This window comes from Catonella sp., assembly GCF_052173895.1.
Lineage (GTDB): Bacteria > Bacillota > Clostridia > Lachnospirales > Lachnospiraceae > Catonella.
On record NZ_JBQMXS010000019.1, the window covers coordinates 1 to 16636 of the forward strand.

The following is a 16636-nucleotide window of genomic DNA, read 5'->3' on the forward strand; positions in this document are numbered from 1 at the left end:
GATGTCAGTATTCTTGTACCCTTACTTAAAGATATGGCTGATATTAAGGAAAAGATAAAATGTGATAATAGTTTTTATGAAGTTATTTTTTATATAGCGGAATTGTTTGAACTTTATGCTGACAGCAGGAGGATAAAGAGGACAAAAATATAATTATGATTATATGGTTCTGTCTTAATACTGCCGGTGTTACAGGCAGAAATGGTATTTAAAGTAAAAAATTAATATTAGGTTAGGACATCTTAAATACTTTTATCAGCTATACATTTTTAGCATAGTAAACCTACTAGAAATATGGAAGAAAACCATGTATTATATAAGAACTTTACAAATTAAGAGCGAGAGGAAAATGTATGGAGAAGAAAAAAGTAAGTTTTAGTGGTAGTCTGGGTTTTATTCTGGCTGCAGCAGGAAGTGCGGTAGGAGTAGGCAATATTTGGAGATTTCCTTATCTTGCAGCTAAGGATGGAGGAGGGTTATTCATATTAGTATACTTAATTTTAGTATTGACCTTTGGTTTTACCCTACTTACTACGGACATTGCTATAGGCAGGAAGACTAGGAAAAATGCTTTGCAGGCTTTTGGAAGTATTTCGCCTAAATGGAGTTTTCTTGGAAAACTGACATTTTTGGTACCTGCACTTATAATGACATATTATTCTGTAATTGGTGGATGGATAACAAAGTATCTTTTTGACTATGTAGTTACTGACGGTTCAGAAGTGGCGACTGATGGATATTTTACAGGTTTTATAACTTCAGAGCTATCTCCGATAATCTTTATGCTCATCTTTCTTCTAGTAACTATATGGATAGTCTATAGGGGAGTAGAAAAAGGAATTGAGCAGTTTTCAAAGTTTGTTATGCCGGGGCTTTTATTACTTATAATTGGCATTGCAATATTTTCACTCACCTTAAAAAATACTGATGCAGCAGGAGTTACCAGAAATGGCATAGATGGACTTATAGTTTATCTTACCCCGAACATTGAAGGGCTTACACTATCGAAGTTTTTAAATATTCTTCTCGATGCAATGAGTCAGCTCTTCTTCTCTTTAAGTGTGTCTATGGGTATTATGATAACATACGGTTCTTATGTGAAGAAGGAAACACATTTGGAAAAATCAATAACTCAGATTGAGATTTTTGATACAGGAGTAGCACTTATAGCTGGAATGATGATAGTTCCTGCGGTGTTTGTATTCTTTGGAATGGAGGGAATGGGTTCAGGACCTAGCCTTATGTTTATATCTCTTCCCAAAGTTTTTGCTGCTATGGGAGGGGCAGGGAAGTTTGTTGGAATACTTTTCTTTGTAATGGTAGTATTTGCAGCACTTACATCCTGTATCTCTATTATGGAAACTTTGGTTGCAAATTGTATGGAAATCTTTCATGCAGGTAGAAAAAAGGTATGTATGGGAGTTGCAGCATTTAGCATAATAACAGCAATACTTATCTGCTTTGGATACAATGTTCTGTATTTTGAAACTCCATTGCCAAATGGTTCGACAGGACAGCTACTTGATATTGCAGATTATATAAGCAATAGTTTTCTTATGCCTCTTATCTCGCTTTTGACCTGTATTTTTATCGGGTGGGTAGTTAAGCCTTCTTGGATTGAAGAGGAGATGATTGAAAATAGTGCAACATTTCATAAGAAAAAAGTCTATGAAATTATGGTAAAATACATTGCCCCTGTTATGATGGGAATATTATTCCTGCAGTCTACAGGAATCTTTGGGATTTTAAGTTGGAAATAATAAAATTTATGTTAAAAGTATTTATGAAATTTAAAAAGGATTAAATGTTGGGTTCAATGTTGCAAGCATTGACCAAAGAAAACTGGATTTGCTGAAAGTCAAACCTTGGGCAACAGATGGAAAAAATTTCAGTAATAGAATATGGCAGTCTAAAAGAATAATGATTGGTGCACTTCACAATGAACTGGTCAAAACTTGTGTTTTAGGGAAATCACCTGATGAAGCAATCAAAAATATGACTAAGTTTGTTGATAAGAAATTCAAGAATGCAAAAGCACAAGCAGGCAGACTTGTAATGACTGAACAGGCTTTCTTTTCAAGTGCTGCACAAGGGCAATGTTTCAAGGATTTGGATGTTGAAAAGTTTGAGATTGTCGCAACATTGGACAGTCACACATCTGAAATATGTCAAAATCTTGATGGTGAAGTGTTTGATATGAAAGACTATCAGGCAGGAGTTACTGCACCACCTTTTCATGTTTGGTGTAGGTCAGTCACTTGTCCATATTTCAATGATGAATGGTCAATTGGTGAAAGAGCAGCAAGGGATGAAGATGGTGAAACATATTATGTTCCGGCTGACATTAAGTATGAGGAGTGGAAAAAGAAATATGTAAAAGACTTGAAGAGAGATAAGAAAGATGATAAAGTAGAACCTATTATGAAAGATATAACGAATGAATGGAAAGAAGTATCACATGGAAATGCGAAAAAGGTTAAAGACTTAACGGAATATGAAGCTAATGGAACTGTTTACAAGGTGGACAATAAATGTGTATTACTTGACCATAATCAAGAAGAAAGGGAAATAGCTAATATATTTTCTGAAAAGTATGGCAAGTCAGTACAATTAGTTCCCAGAATTCTGTATCCACAAAAAATAAGAACACCTGATTATTTAATTGAAGGCGAAAAATATGATTTAAAAACACCTATAGGCTCAGGCAAGAATACAATTTATGATTTGGTAAGGAAAAGTAAAGCACAGGCTGATAATTTTATAATTTGCCTAGATAATGTGGCGTTGGGAATGGACGATGTAGAGCTACAGATAAAAACCATATATAGTTCAAGACACACCCAAAGTATCAACGAAATAATACTGATAAAAAATGGGGAAATATTAAAAGTGTTCAAGAAATAAAATAGAGATTGTGGCCGCTCCCAGTTTCAAAGAAACCTTGTGGGGGAACGGTACAATCTCTATTTACTTCGATTATACAATATATGACATTAAAAATCAAGCACCTTAGCAGGGTGCTTTTTTAATTGTTATTTGAAAAAGTAAATTCCATATTAGTATGGATTTTACTTTTTCCATACACCACATCTTTAACTATGGATTTTACTGATTCCATGATTAAAATATATATTGGGTTAGATCAGAAACAGGTGCCGCCTTGAAAAAAGATTTTACAAGGCAAAGGAAGCTGAGGCAAGATACAGAAAATCGTTGTCTGAATCAAGAACAGGGTTTAACCTTACAGAAAACGAAAGGGAATATATAGACGGCATTGTAAGTCCACTCCTGTTAAAAGGGCAATCCATAAGACATATCACTATCAACCATTCTGATGAAATCATGGTTTCCGACAGAACCCTCTATAAATATATAAACAACAGTCTGTTTTCTGCCAGAAACATTGACATGCCACGCACTATAAGAATGCGTCCGAGAAAAAATAAAAGCAAATCTTTGAAAGTGGATAAAGAGTGCAGGAAGGGAAGGACTTAAGAAGGGTAATACCAAAGGGTATGGAAGTTACTTTTGCAATTCACCAAATTTGGAAAGTTTAATGTACAGAATAGACAAAATTTGTATAGCACTGATACATATATACATTCTAAAATGAGCTATTATAATTTTTAATTTTATTGTACCCCTTGAAAATAGCATATTTTCTAGATTATAATAAATTGACATCAGGAGTGAATAATGGGGTATATAATTATCTATTTAAGAGGTGGAAGGAATGATGTACTATATATACATTTTGTTATGTATAGATAATACTTACTATACAGGTTTTACAACAGATGTACAAAAGAGGCTTATAGAGCATAATGCAGGAAAAGGGGCTAAATATACTAGAGGAAGGACACCTTGTAAGCTGGTTTATACAGAGATTTTTAAGGACAAAGGTAGTGCAATGAAGAGAGAATGGTATATAAAACATAAGCTTACAAGGAAAGAAAAAGAAGAACTGATTAATAGATTTACCAAGTAAGCATATGCTTTATGTGCTCGGTTAAAATAGTTATTCCTGTTGAATTTTCACCACCTCTTGGAATGATGATATCTGCATATTTTTTGGAAGGTTCTACAAACTGTTCATGCATAGGTTTAACTGTCTGTTGATATTGGTTTATAACAGAATCTATGGTTCTGGCTCTTTCGGTCACATCACGTTTAATTCGTATTAAAAGCCTTTCATCCGCATCAGTATCTACAAAAACCTTGATATCCATTAGGTCTCTTAATTCTTTATTTGCAAGTATAAGTATACCTTCTACTATAATTACATTTTTAGGAAATACATGGGTGGTAGAATCTGTTCTGTTGTGAATAGAAAAATCATAAACAGGGATATCTACTTCGTTGCCCTTTGACAGTTTATCAATATCAGCTATCATTAAATCAGTATCGAATGAATCAGGATGGTCATAATTAAGTCTTGTTCTCTCATCATAACTAAGGTTGTTGTGAGCTTTGTAATAAGAGTCATGGCTTATTACAAGTATATTATCGCCAAATGAAGATTTAAGTTTGTTCACAATGGTTGTTTTGCCTGAGGCACTGCCACCGGCTATTCCTACTATACATGGGTTATTCATACTATCTCCTTTTTAATACATATATTTCTTAAAATTTACTATAAGTGGGGGTATATGTCAAATGAAATGTCTGTGGGAAAATTAAAATATGAGATAATTATTGGCAACAGGTTAAGGAAGGATGTTTATTATGATAATGAAAATACAAAGAAATTGGTTTTCATTATCAAATTAGTACAAAAATTTGTAAAATTATTGTGAATTATCACCAAAAACATTTGATTTTCTCATAGAAGAGTATATAATAGAGATTGTTAAAAAATAGTCAAAGATTGTAGATTTAGAAAAGCAATCTTCAATATACTTTTAGGAGGAAATTAGAAATGGCAAGATTTACATTACCAAGAGACCTTTATCATGGAAAGGGTTCACTTGAGAACCTTAAGAATCTTAAAGGAAAGAAGGCTATCGTCTGTGTGGGCGGAAGTGCAATGAAGAAATTTGGATTCCTTGACAGAGCAGTAAATTACCTTAAAGAAGCAGGTATGGAGGTTGAACTTTTTGAGGGAATCGAGCCTGATCCTTCCGTAGAGACTGTTATGCGTGGTGCAGAGGCTATGCTTAAGTTTGAACCTGACTGGATAGTAGCCATGGGTGGAGGTTCACCTATTGATGCTGCTAAGGCTATGTGGATTAAGTATGAGTATCCTGAATGTACTTTTGAAGATATGTGTAAGATATTTGGCATACCTGAACTTAGAAGGAAAGCTCATTTCTGTGCTATACCTTCAACTTCAGGGACAGCTACTGAGGTTACTGCATTCTCTATTATTACAGATTATTCTAAGGGAATTAAGTATCCGATAGCTGATTTTGAGATAACCCCTGATATAGCTATTGTAGATCCTGATCTCGCAGAAACAATGCCTGATAAGCTTGTTGCACATACAGGTATGGATGCTATGACTCATGCTATGGAGGCTTATGTATCTACAGCAAACTGTGATTATACAGATCCACTTGCACTTCACGCTATGACAATGATTAAGGCTGACCTTGTTAATTCTTATAAGGGGGATAAGGAGGCAAGAGCAAGGATGCACAATGCACAGTGTCTTGCAGGTATGGCATTTTCAAATGCTCTCCTTGGTATAGTTCATTCTATGGCACATAAGACAGGTGCTGTATTTGAGGATCAGGGTGCCCATATTATCCATGGAGCTGCAAATGCTATGTATCTTCCAAAGGTAATAGCTTTTAATGCTAAGGATGCTACAGCAGCTAAGAGATATGCTTTCGTTTCTGACTACTTGGGAATTGGTGGTGCTGCAGAGGGTGAAAAGATTGCAAACCTTATTAAGTTCTTAAGAGGCATGAATGATGAACTCAAGATTCCTCATGGAATTGGTACTTATGGTCTTGATAGTTTCCCTGCTGAAAAGAGCTTTGTACCTGAGAATATCTTCCTTGAGAGACTTCCTGAAATTGCTAAGAATGCTATTGCTGATGCCTGTACAGGATCTAACCCTAGACAGCCTAAACAGGAAGAAATGGAAAAACTTCTTAAGTGCTGCTACTATGATACAGAAGTTGATTTCTAATTTTAAGTTCAAAATTAAATTTGCTCCTATGTAAATATGAATATAAAAGGGCTGTCGTACTAACTTTTTAATTGTTAGTGTGACAGCCCTTTTTGTGTATGGGCGATTCTGTAAGTCAAACTTTTTTTATGCAAACGGTGCATTACATAGAGAGTTTTTGTGTACAGAAAATTATTTTGAAATTACCCTAAAGAGATGAAAATTACTGATTATTTGTCTCGTCATTTACAGAGCTATTTTCTAGTACAGTTTTTTCTTCTTCAGACTTTTCATCGTAAACAAACTCAACTTCAATTTCGTCATCTGTATCTTCAAAGTTTTCTGTATCGCATACTTCTGTTTCTACTTCATCAAGTTTTTTGCGAAGGGCTTCACGTTCTTCTTTAGTCATATTTACGACAGCATCCATAGCTTTTTTTGCCTGACTTTTGGTGACATTTTCCTTAAGGTCTTTAACTACTTTTTTACCGTCATTAATAATTTTACTTTCGGTTGTAACCAGTTCACCCTTTTCAGAAAGTGTATCTAACATTTTGCCGGCAGCTTCAGCAGCTACGGCAACAGCACCTATGCCTGCAAACCCTATTTTTTTTGCAATATCCTTAAATTCATTTTTATTACCCATAATTACCTCCTGCGATTGCTATTTATAATTCAAATAATTACAGGTAAATTATATCACTATTCATCTAAATATGCTATACCAATTTATTTTTGTGTAAGCCTTTATTTGATAACATTATATTAAATATATCTGAATGGTTTAATGATTTGTACTGGTATTTGGGTCTAATGAAAATATAAATAACTAATTAAACCTAGCTGTATTAATTATTTCACTAGGTTTACAAATGTTATTTATTAGTCTATAATATCAAAATATGGTACTCTAATAGAAAAGGAAACACAATATATATGGACATTTTGATTAAAAAGCGTAATGGAAGATATGAAAATCTTTGCGTGGAAAAGACTAAGAAGATGGTCGCCCTTGCTTGCGAAGGGCTTGACGGATGTGATCCTATGGAGCTGGAAATGGATTCTAAAATTCAGTTTAAGAATGGAATGAGCACAAAAGAAATTCAGCAGGTACTTATCCGTTCTGCCATCGAGAAGGTTATTGTAAATGAACAAAGTGAAAACGGTGGTGGGCTTAACAGTATGAACAGCAAATGGCAGAATGTGGCTGCAAGACTGTTTTTATTTGACCTTTATAAAGAAGCTAAAATAAGCCGTAACTATAAGACTTTCGGATATGGTGATTTTGTAAAACTCATAGATATGCTTGTGGAGAGAGGAATATATAGTGAGGATTTTATTACAAAATATACAGAAGATGAGAGAAGAGAATTGGCTGATTATATAAAGCCAGAGAGAGATTTTCTTTTTAATTATGAAGGAGTGAAGTTGCTTTCAGACCGCTATCTTGTACATGGTAGAGATGGTGAAGTGATGGAACTTCCTCAGGAGAGGTTTATGGCAATAGCTATGCACCTTGCAAGTGTAGAAAAAGATAAATTACACTATGCTAAGGCATTTTATGACTTACTTAGTAAACTTAAAATGACAGTAGCTACTCCGACCCTTGCAAATGCAGGAACTACCTTTAATCAGCTTTCAAGCTGTTTTATAAGTACAGTTTCGGATAATCTTTGGTCTATTTATGATGTAAACTCAAAGTTTTCAAAAGTATCTAAGCATGGTGGTGCACTTGGAATTTATCTTGGTAAGGTAAGAAGTCTTGGAAGTGATATAAGAGGATATAACAATGCATCGGGTGGTGTTATTCCTTGGGTAAGGCTCTATAATGATACTGCAGTTGCCGTAGATCAGCTGGGAAGAAGAAAGGGTGGAGCATCCATTACCCTTGATATTTGGCATAAGGATTTGTATGAATTCATAGACCTCAGAACCAATAATGGTGATGACAGAAGAAAGGCTCATGATATTTTTCCGGCTATAAGTATACCTGATATTTTTATGGAAAGGCTTATAAATAGGCAAGAATTTAGTCTTTTTGACCCACATGAGGTAGAAAAACTGATGGGATTTTCGCTTGAAGACTATTATGATAAAGATGAAAAGCATAAAGAATTTTCGGAAAGATATAAGCTTTGTGAAAATGATAACAGACTTACTAAAATCACTGTACTGGCTCTTGATATAATGAAAAAAATAATGAAAAGTGCCGTAGAAACCGGTACTCCGTTCATTTTCTTTAGGGATACGGTAAACAGGGCAAATCCAAACAGTCATGCAGGCATGATTTATGGTTCAAACCTTTGTCATGAGATAGCTCAGAATATGAGTGAAACAGAATATGTATCGGAGGAAATTATTACTGAAAATGGTGAGTCAAAGATAGTTACCACAGTCAAATCGGGAGATATGGTGACTTGTAACCTTAATTCTATTAATCTTGGCAATGTTACCTTTGAAGAGCTTAAGGAAAATGTGCCTTTGCAGATAAGGATGCTTGACAATGTAATTACATTAAATATGTTTCCGGTAGCAGATGCAAAGGTAACTTCACTAAAATACAGGGCAATAGGGCTTGGAGTGAGTGGATATCATCATTATTTGGCTAAAAATGCCATAGCTTGGGAGAATGAAAAACATATAGAAGAAGTGGATAGACTCTTTGAGGAAATAGCCTATAATGCAATTAAGGCATCTATGGAGCTTGCCAAGGAAAAGGGAGCTTATTCGGAGTTTGAAGGCTCTAAGTGGCAGACGGGCGAGTATTTTGATGAAAGAGGCTATGTAAGTAAAAGATGGCAGGAATTAAAAAGGGAAGTGATGGAGCATGGGCTTAGGAATGGTTATCTTATGGCAGTAGCACCTACCGGAAGTACATCAAATATAGCAGGAACTACTGCCGGCATTGACCCTATTTTTAAAAAGTTTTTTGTAGAAGAGAAGAAGGGCAGTTTTACACCTAAGACAGCACCGGAGTTAAATAATGAGACTTTTTGGTATTATAAAGAGGCGCATTATATCAATCAGCTGTGGTCGATAAAAGCTTGTGGAGCAAGGCAGAGGCATATAGACCAAGCACAATCATTCAATCTTTATATTACACCGGAGGTTAAGGCAAAGGACATACTGGATATGTATATTGAGGCATATAAGGCAGGGATTAAGACAATTTATTATGTGAGAAACAGGTCGCTTGAGATGGATGAGTGTACCAGCTGTTCAAGCTAAGAGGGGATTTTATGGAAAAGAAAAAAATTTTTAATGAACTTGGAAAAAGAGGAACTGAGGGTATATTAAACGGTAATACTACAAATCTCCGTGAGTGGAATCGAATTAAGTATGATTGGGCAAATGTAATGTATCGTACCATGCTCAATAACTTTTGGATACCTGAGGAAATATCCCTAGGAGAAGATGTAAAGCAGTTTTCGTATTTAACAGCAGGGGAAAGAAAGGCATTTGATAAAATAATATCCTTTCTTAACTTCCTTGATTCAATTCAGTGTGAGAATTTGCCAAATCTTTCAAGGTATATAACTGCATCTGAAGTAGCCTCCCTGCTGAATGTTCAGGCGTTTCAGGAGGAAATCCATGCTCAGAGTTATTCTTACATACTTGATACAGTCACAAATCCCGTAACGAGGGACAAGATTTATGATGAATGGCGTGAAGACCCTATTTTGCTTAGACGAAATAAATTTATAGCAGATATGTACCAGCGTTTTGCAGATGACCCAAGTACAGAGAATTTTGTGCGTTCAGTGACAGCAAATTACATACTGGAGGGAATTTATTTTTATAGTGGATTCAGTTTTTTCTATACACTTGCAAGACAGGGTAAGATGACGGCTACAAGTACTATTTTTAAATACATAAATAGGGATGAAATTACTCATCTTGTGCTTTTTCAGAATATTTTAAGGGAACTTATGAAGGAAAATCCTGAGATTTTTACCGATGAACTTAAGGAAGAAATGAGGGAAATGGTAAAGGTAGGCACTCTTAATGAGATAGAGTGGGGACAGTATGTGACTAATAACGAGATTTTAGGAATAAATAATGAGCTGATAGAAAAATATATTAAGTATCTTTCTAATCTTAGGTTAAGAGCCATAGGGCTTAATGTATGGTTTCCTGAAATTGAAGAAAATCCTATGGCATGGATAGAGAGCTTTTCTAATTTGAATGCTACAAAGACTGATTTCTTTGAGGCAAAAGTTACTAATTATACAAAGGCTGCGGCGTTCGATTTTGATTCTTTGGAGTAGGATAATTAAAAATTCCTACTATCTTTTTTTAATAGAAAAGGTTATAATAGATTAGCATGACTTTAAAATGATTATAATGTTTAATTTATTATATATAGTGGAGTAGGAAAGGAGCTTTATTTATGCTTGGCAGTGATATCGGAATTGATTTAGGTACAGCAAGTGTACTGGTTTATATAAAGGGCAAGGGAGTTGTATTAAAAGAGCCTTCAGTAGTGGCTATTGACAGGGATACGAAGAAGGTAAAGGCAATAGGTGAAGAAGCGAGATTTATGCTTGGAAGGACACCGGGTAACATTATGGCTATCCGTCCTTTAAGGCAGGGAGTTATTTCAGATTATGATGTAACTGAAAAAATGATGAAGTATTTTATACAAAAAGCAGGTGGCAAGAGATTTTTTAGAAAACCGAGAATAAGCGTATGTATACCTTCGGCAGCTACTGAGGTTGAGAAGAGGGCTGTTGAAGAAGCTACTTACAATGCAGGTGCAAGGGAGGTTGCGATTATAGAAGAGCCTATTGCAGCGGCTATTGGAGCAGGTATAGATATTTCTAAGCCTTGCGGAAATATGATTGTAGATATTGGTGGTGGTACCTGCGATGTAGCAGTTATTTCACTGGGAGGTTCGGTTGTAAGTGCATCAGTAAAAATTGCCGGAGATGATTTTGATGATGCAATTATGAAATATATGCGTAAAAAACATAATCTTCTGATAGGGGAGATGACGGCAGAAGAAATTAAAATAAAAATTGGTTCGGCTTTCAAGCGTCCGGAACTCGTAACTTTGGATGTAAGAGGTAGAAATCTGCTTACCGGTCTTCCAAATACAATTACAGTGACATCTGATGAGACTCTTGAAGCTTTAGAACTGCCTTGTAAACAGATAATTGATTCTGTTCATCAGGTACTTGAAAAGACCCCACCGGAACTTGCCGCAGATATAGCTGACAGGGGGATAGTGCTTACAGGAGGAGGAGCTTTGCTTTGGGGGATGGAACAGCTCCTTGAAGCAAGAACGGGTATAAATACAATGACGGCAGAAAATCCTATGAGTTGTGTTGCGATAGGTACAGGAAAATTTGTAGAATTTTTAAGCAATACCACAGGATTTAAAGAATAATAGTTAAGAGTTAGTTATTAATAGCCGATATATATATTATAATGTATAACTCAAAATGTTAATTTTCATAAAAGACAGGATTATATGGAGGAACTTAAATGCTAAGAAGCCTTTATACAGCCTATACAGGCATGGTTAATGAACAGAGAAGAATGGATATAATGACAAATAATCTTGCTAATGCAACTACAGCAGGATTTAAGATGGAAAGTTCTTCAAGCCAGTCGTTTGACAAGGTTTTAGGTATTAAGATAAGAGATGTATCTGAAGCTTTTAATGACCATAGCATAGGTCAGATGAGTCTTGGAGTAAAGGTTGGAGAGGTATTTACAGACTACTCTCAAGGCGCTCTTAGAGATACTGCAGGGAAATATGATTTAGCACTTTCCGGAAAAGGTTTTTTTGCAGTTAGATTTGTAGATAAGAATGGAAATGAGTCTACTAAATATACTAGAGATGGTAATTTTAGACTGACTAAGGATGGTCATGTGACTGATGTATATGGAAATCAGCTTAGAACAGAGGGTGGTGTGCTGCAAGTTCCGGTGGATGCTGAAAATATTTCCATAGGTACAGATGGAACAGTTTCTATTAATAATCAGGTTATAGATAAGATAAAAGTAGTTGATTTTGAAAGCTATGACTATATAGAAAAGTTTGGAGACAATCTATATAAGACTGTAGATGGAGCTGTGGAGAAAGAGTCAGAAGCACAGGTTTTGCAAGGCTATATAGAACAGTCAAATGTAAACTCAGTGCGTGAAATGGTAAATCTTATAACTATAACAAGGGCTTATGAAGCAGGACAGAAAATGATTCAGAGTTCAGATAAAATTATGGAAACAGCAGCTAATTCAGTAGGTAGAATCGGTTAAGGCTAAAGGAGGATAATAATGCTTAGGTCGTTATGGAGTGCTGCATCAGGAATGATGGCGCAGCAGATGAATCTTGATACTATTTCAAACAATATAGCTAATATAAATACAACAGGATTTAAGACTCAGAGCATGGAGTTTAAATCTTTGCTTTATCAGCAGTTAAAAGCTAAATCGACTGACAGTGAGGGTAATCCAAAGCCGATTGGAGTACAGGTAGGACTTGGAGTTCGTAATTCTTCAGTTACTGCTAAATTTACACAGGGTGCAGCTCTTGATACAGAGGAAAAACTTGACCTTTTTATTCAGGGTAATGGTTTTTTTGCAGTAAAAATAGGAGAGAAGACAGCATATACTCGAAATGGACATTTTGGACTGTCAGCGGTGGAAGGTGGCTGGGAGCTTACCAATTCAGATGGTAATCCTGTACTTAGTACCAAAGGTACACCTATTAAAATAGATAGTTCTTGGGATCCTAAGGATATAAGTATAGATACAGCTGGAAATGTGCTACGCAGAGTAGATGATAAGGAGGCAGGCTCTACAAAGCATGAAAATCTTGGCAAAATAGCACTTTATCAGTTTAATAATCCTGCCGGTTTAAGTAGAAGTGGCGGAAGCCTTTATTATGAGACACCTGCATCAGGAGAGGCAAGGAGTGAAGAAACAGATACAGGGCTTAGCAAGAGCCTTATTAAATCAGGATACCTTGAGGCGTCTAATGTATCTGCAGCCGATGAAATGGTAAATATGATAGTTACTCAAAGGGCGTATCAGCTCAACTCAAAGGCCATAACAGCATCAGATGAAATGCTTGAACAGGCTAATAACCTTAGGAGGTAACAATGGATTTTCTTTCTATAAATAATAATTATTACAATGGACTTATGGAAAATACAGCTGCAGGCATGACTACTAAAAAACTTACCGATTCAGTAAGGAAAGCTGAGAATGTTTCTGAAGATGAAGAGTTAATGAAGGCTTGCAAATCTTTTGAGGCTTATATGGTAGAGCAGGTTATGGCGAAGATGGAAGAAATATCCCATATTGATGGAGTGGATTCTGAGAAGGATAATGAGTATATGGCTATGTTTAATGACAGCTTTATTAAGAACAAGGCAGAGTTATTGACAGAGAATACGGATTTGGGTATAGCTAAGATGCTTTATGAATCTATGAAAAGAAATATTGTTAAACCGGAAACTGCTTGAAAGAGTTTTGAAAAGTGAAATAAATGTAGAATAGATGCCTGCATATGGTTAAAAGCTGTATGCAGGCTTGTTAAGTGTAGGAGATAATTGTTTTGGAATTAGAAACTATTAATGGTCATGTAGAGAAAATTATTTTTAGGAATCAGGAAAATGCTTATACAGTTGCTAGCCTCAGTGTAGAGGGTGATGAGGTAATGTGTACCGGTTATTTTGCAGATCTTGCTGAAGGTGATAAACTTATGGCAGAAGGTAACTTTGTTGAACATAAACAATATGGAATACAGTTTGTAGTAACTGCTTATGAAATACAAGAGCCTGAAACTTCTATAGCTATGGAGAAATATCTTGGTTCAGGGATTATAAAAGGTATAGGACCTGCACTTGCATCTAAGATTGTAAAAAAATTTGGAGATGATACCTTTAACATAATTGACAGAGAACCTGAAAGATTGGCAGAAATCAGAGGAATTACAGATAAAAAGGCTAGAGAGATAGCTACACAGTTTGAAGAAAAAAGAGAATTTCGCAATGCTATGCTGTTCCTTAATCAGTATGGAGTTTCTAACTCCTTAGCAATGAAGATATATAAAGAGTATGGAATTAAGGTTATGAAAATCGTGCGTGAAAATCCGTACAAACTTGCTGAGGATATTGCCGGGGTAGGATTTAAAACTGCAGATGAAATTGCATTAAAAATGGGATTTTCTACAGAATCTTCAATGAGAATGAAGGCAGGTATCTTGTTTGTCTTAAGTCTTGCGGCATCAAACGGACATACCTACCTGCCATTTGAAACTTTGTTTGAAGAGTCTAAAAGACTGCTTGGAATTTCAGAAGATGAGTTTGAAAATGACATTTATGAACTTAAATGTGATAAAAAGATTTTCTTAAAAGAGATAAACAATGAACGCAGGGTTTATAATAACAATCTTTACTATATGGAACTTACAGTAGCAAGAAAGCTTTTAGACTTAAACACTAAAAGCAATAATAATTTTAAAGTCATGGAAGCCAAGGTAAGAGAAGTTGAAAAGAAAATAGGAATTAATCTGGAAGTTTTACAGAGAAAGGCTGTGTATGAGGCTGTTGAGAGCGGACTGGTAATTATTACAGGAGGTCCAGGAACTGGTAAGACAACAACTATAAATGCTATAATTAAACTTTTTGAGATGCAGAACATGGAGATTTTGCTTGCAGCACCGACCGGAAGGGCAGCAAAGAGAATGACAGAAACCACAGGTATGGAAGCACAAACTATTCATAGGCTGCTTGAGTTAAATGGAAATCCGGAAGAGGGTGGAGCTATGCGTTTTGAAAGAAATGAAGATAATCCATTAGAGGCGGATGTGATAATTATAGATGAAATGTCAATGGTTGATATTTATTTGATGTATTCTTTGTTGAAAGCAATAACAGTAGGCACAAGGCTTATCTTGGTAGGAGATGTAGACCAGCTACCTAGTGTAGGACCGGGTAAAGTTTTAAAAGATATAATAAGTTCTAAAAAGTTTGATGTCGTAATGCTAAATGAAATCTTTAGGCAGGCTGCTGAAAGTGATATTATTACAAATGCACATAAGATAAATGCAGGAAAAAGTATTAAGCTTGATAATGATAGCAAGGATTTTTTTATGATTAAAATGAATAGTACTTTGCAGATACAAAGAGCCTTAGTAAGTCTTATTGATGAAAAACTTCCTAAATATGTTTCTGCTACAAAGTATGATATTCAGGTATTGACACCGTCTAGAAAAGGGGAATTAGGAGTTGAAAACTTAAACAAAATTCTTCAGATGTATATTAATCCTCCTGATAAGACTAAGAAGGAAAAACAGTGGGGCGAAATGATTTTTCGTGTACATGATAAGGTAATGCAGGTAAAAAATGATTATCAGTTAGAGTGGAAGATTGTAACAAAGACGGGACTTACAATAAAAACAGGTACAGGGGTTTTTAATGGAGACTGTGGAATTATAAGGGAAATAAATGACTATGCAGGAATAGTGACTGTTGAATTTGACGAGGGAAAGATGGTAGAGTATTCAAATTCAACCTTAGAGGAGCTAGATTTAGCCTATGCAATTACTATACATAAGTCGCAGGGAAGTGAGTATTCTGCGGTAATAATTCCGTTATTAAATGCCCCAAGACCTTTGCTAAATAGAAATCTTTTATATACTGCAGTTACAAGAGCCAGAAAATGTGTTGCAATCGTAGGGAGTGAAGGTTCAGTAAATGAGATGATACAAAATGAAAGTGAAATGAAAAGAAATACAGGGCTTGTAGACAGCATAATAGAAATGGAGGAGGCTGATAATGTATAAATTTACAAGCAGGGTAAGGTTTAGCGAAACTGCAAGAGATAATAAGTTAGCTATACCACACCTTATAAGTTATTTTCAAGATTGTTCAAATTTTCATAGCAACAGTATAGGTTTATATAAAGATAAACTTCTAGGGATGAAGAGGGCTTGGTTTTTAAGCTCATGGCAGATAGTAATTAATAGAAGACCGGACATAGATGAAGAGATTGAGGTTGAAACAAGGGCTTATGAGATTAAAGGATTTTACGGGCTGAGGAATTTTATTATGTATGATGCTAATAAAGAAGTGTGTGCATATGCGAACTCGATTTGGTTCTATGTCGATACTACAAAAGGAAAGCCTATAAAGTATGAAAAAGAAGGTATAGGATTTGAAATAGATGAAGAATTTCCTATGGAAAAGGCTGATAGAAAGATAATAATTCCAAATGACTTGGAAAAAATTATACAGGCAGATGTGCTAAGAGTGAGGGAATCACATCTAGATTCAAACTGTCATATGAACAATAGGGAGTATGTGAGGATTGCACTTGACTTTTTGCCGGAGAGTTTGGAACTAGATAAAATAAGGCAGATAAGGGTAGAATATAAGAAGGCAGCAGTACTTAATGAAACTATGATTCCTGTATATTATTTTGATGAAGGCAATAATAGGATTTTTGTTTTGCTTGATAATGAAACCGGAGAAAATTTTGCAAAGGTTGAATTTGAGCTTAGATAGA

General features: G+C 35.3%; 16 protein-coding genes. 14 read left to right on the forward strand and 2 right to left on the reverse strand.

Annotated features, from left to right (window positions below):
- Positions 1-353 precede the first annotated feature (353 nt).
- The 4 genes from ACTTG8_RS05685 to ACTTG8_RS05700 all read left to right on the forward strand — a co-directional run bounded on the left by ACTTG8_RS05685 (position 354) and on the right by ACTTG8_RS05700 (position 3988).
- Positions 354-1760 carry a sodium-dependent transporter gene (locus ACTTG8_RS05685; RefSeq protein WP_442561154.1) on the forward strand — a complete coding sequence of 469 codons (1407 nt, stop codon included), beginning with the start codon at positions 354-356 and terminating at the stop codon, positions 1758-1760.
- 88 nt (positions 1761-1848) lie between these two features.
- On the forward strand, positions 1849-2904 hold the full coding sequence (locus ACTTG8_RS05690) for a minor capsid protein (protein WP_442561155.1): 1056 nt from the start codon (positions 1849-1851) through the stop codon (positions 2902-2904).
- Positions 2905-3213: 309 nt separating this feature from the next.
- Positions 3214-3495, forward strand: a complete 282-nt coding sequence (locus ACTTG8_RS05695) for a hypothetical protein (protein ID WP_442561156.1) — start codon at positions 3214-3216, stop codon at positions 3493-3495.
- A 238-nt stretch (positions 3496-3733) separates the two neighbouring features.
- A complete protein-coding gene (locus ACTTG8_RS05700; protein ID WP_442561157.1) occupies positions 3734-3988 on the forward strand; it encodes a GIY-YIG nuclease family protein in 255 nt (84 codons plus the stop codon).
- Here ACTTG8_RS05700 and udk read toward each other — a convergent pair.
- A complete protein-coding gene (gene udk / locus ACTTG8_RS05705; protein ID WP_442561158.1) occupies positions 3978-4595 on the reverse strand; it encodes a uridine kinase in 618 nt (205 codons plus the stop codon). The genes ACTTG8_RS05700 and udk overlap by 11 nt on opposite strands.
- Positions 4596-4649: 54 nt before the next feature.
- On the opposite strand from udk, the gene ACTTG8_RS05710 reads away from it, so the two are divergent.
- Together ACTTG8_RS05710 and ACTTG8_RS05715 are read left to right on the forward strand one after the other, a co-directional pair.
- The gene (locus ACTTG8_RS05710; RefSeq protein ID WP_442561159.1) at positions 4650-4796 is read left to right on the forward strand and encodes a hypothetical protein; all 147 of its coding nucleotides are present in this window, start codon (positions 4650-4652) and stop codon (positions 4794-4796) included.
- Between the two features lie 122 nt (positions 4797-4918).
- Positions 4919-6136, forward strand: a complete 1218-nt coding sequence (locus ACTTG8_RS05715) for an iron-containing alcohol dehydrogenase (RefSeq protein WP_442561160.1) — start codon at positions 4919-4921, stop codon at positions 6134-6136.
- 202 nt (positions 6137-6338) lie between these two features.
- Here the strand turns inward: ACTTG8_RS05715 and ACTTG8_RS05720 are convergent, their stop codons facing one another.
- The gene (locus ACTTG8_RS05720; RefSeq protein ID WP_442561161.1) at positions 6339-6761 is read right to left on the reverse strand and encodes a hypothetical protein; all 423 of its coding nucleotides are present in this window, start codon (positions 6759-6761) and stop codon (positions 6339-6341) included.
- Between the two features lie 290 nt (positions 6762-7051).
- Between ACTTG8_RS05720 and ACTTG8_RS05725 the strand changes: the two genes are divergently transcribed.
- From ACTTG8_RS05725 to ACTTG8_RS05760, 8 genes are all read left to right on the forward strand, one after another.
- Positions 7052-9343, forward strand: coding sequence for a ribonucleoside-diphosphate reductase subunit alpha (locus ACTTG8_RS05725; protein ID WP_442561162.1), 2292 nt, complete (start codon positions 7052-7054; stop codon positions 9341-9343).
- A gap of 11 nt (positions 9344-9354) precedes the next feature.
- A complete protein-coding gene (locus tag ACTTG8_RS05730) occupies positions 9355-10383 on the forward strand; it encodes a ribonucleotide-diphosphate reductase subunit beta (RefSeq protein ID WP_442561163.1) in 1029 nt (342 codons plus the stop codon).
- A gap of 122 nt (positions 10384-10505) precedes the next feature.
- Entirely contained in the window at positions 10506-11504 is a 999-nt protein-coding gene (gene mreB, locus ACTTG8_RS05735; protein ID WP_442561164.1) for a rod shape-determining protein MreB, read from the forward strand.
- A gap of 98 nt (positions 11505-11602) precedes the next feature.
- On the forward strand, positions 11603-12379 hold the full coding sequence (locus ACTTG8_RS05740; protein WP_442561165.1) for a flagellar hook-basal body protein: 777 nt from the start codon (positions 11603-11605) through the stop codon (positions 12377-12379).
- Positions 12380-12397: 18 nt separating this feature from the next.
- The gene (locus ACTTG8_RS05745) at positions 12398-13222 is read left to right on the forward strand and encodes a flagellar hook-basal body protein (RefSeq protein ID WP_442561166.1); all 825 of its coding nucleotides are present in this window, start codon (positions 12398-12400) and stop codon (positions 13220-13222) included.
- A gap of 2 nt (positions 13223-13224) precedes the next feature.
- Positions 13225-13590, forward strand: coding sequence for a hypothetical protein (locus ACTTG8_RS05750; RefSeq protein WP_442561167.1), 366 nt, complete (start codon positions 13225-13227; stop codon positions 13588-13590).
- Positions 13591-13676: 86 nt separating this feature from the next.
- Entirely contained in the window at positions 13677-15914 is a 2238-nt protein-coding gene (recD2, locus tag ACTTG8_RS05755; RefSeq protein WP_442561186.1) for an SF1B family DNA helicase RecD2, read from the forward strand.
- Positions 15907-16635: an acyl-[acyl-carrier-protein] thioesterase gene (locus ACTTG8_RS05760; RefSeq protein WP_442561168.1), complete on the forward strand. Its 729-nt coding sequence runs from the start codon at positions 15907-15909 to the stop codon at positions 16633-16635. The genes recD2 and ACTTG8_RS05760 overlap by 8 nt, the downstream gene beginning before the upstream one ends.
- Position 16636: the final 1 nt, after the last annotated feature.

Excerpts from the sequence above, each read along its gene's own strand:
- ACTTG8_RS05685 (WP_442561154.1), top strand. The coding sequence starts at position 354 with ATGGAGAAGAAAAAAGTAAGTTTTAGTGGTAGTCTGGGTTTTATTCTG.
- ACTTG8_RS05700 (WP_442561157.1), top strand. The coding sequence starts at position 3,734 with ATGATGTACTATATATACATTTTGTTATGTATAGATAATACTTACTAT.
- udk (WP_442561158.1), bottom strand. The coding sequence starts at position 4,595 with ATGAATAACCCATGTATAGTAGGAATAGCCGGTGGCAGTGCCTCAGGC.
- ACTTG8_RS05710 (WP_442561159.1), top strand. The coding sequence starts at position 4,650 with ATGTCAAATGAAATGTCTGTGGGAAAATTAAAATATGAGATAATTATT.
- ACTTG8_RS05715 (WP_442561160.1), top strand. The coding sequence starts at position 4,919 with ATGGCAAGATTTACATTACCAAGAGACCTTTATCATGGAAAGGGTTCA.
- ACTTG8_RS05720 (WP_442561161.1), bottom strand. The coding sequence starts at position 6,761 with ATGGGTAATAAAAATGAATTTAAGGATATTGCAAAAAAAATAGGGTTT.
- ACTTG8_RS05725 (WP_442561162.1), top strand. The coding sequence starts at position 7,052 with ATGGACATTTTGATTAAAAAGCGTAATGGAAGATATGAAAATCTTTGC.
- ACTTG8_RS05730 (WP_442561163.1), top strand. The coding sequence starts at position 9,355 with ATGGAAAAGAAAAAAATTTTTAATGAACTTGGAAAAAGAGGAACTGAG.
- mreB (WP_442561164.1), top strand. The coding sequence starts at position 10,506 with ATGCTTGGCAGTGATATCGGAATTGATTTAGGTACAGCAAGTGTACTG.
- ACTTG8_RS05740 (WP_442561165.1), top strand. The coding sequence starts at position 11,603 with ATGCTAAGAAGCCTTTATACAGCCTATACAGGCATGGTTAATGAACAG.
- ACTTG8_RS05745 (WP_442561166.1), top strand. The coding sequence starts at position 12,398 with ATGCTTAGGTCGTTATGGAGTGCTGCATCAGGAATGATGGCGCAGCAG.
- ACTTG8_RS05750 (WP_442561167.1), top strand. The coding sequence starts at position 13,225 with ATGGATTTTCTTTCTATAAATAATAATTATTACAATGGACTTATGGAA.
- ACTTG8_RS05760 (WP_442561168.1), top strand. The coding sequence starts at position 15,907 with ATGTATAAATTTACAAGCAGGGTAAGGTTTAGCGAAACTGCAAGAGAT.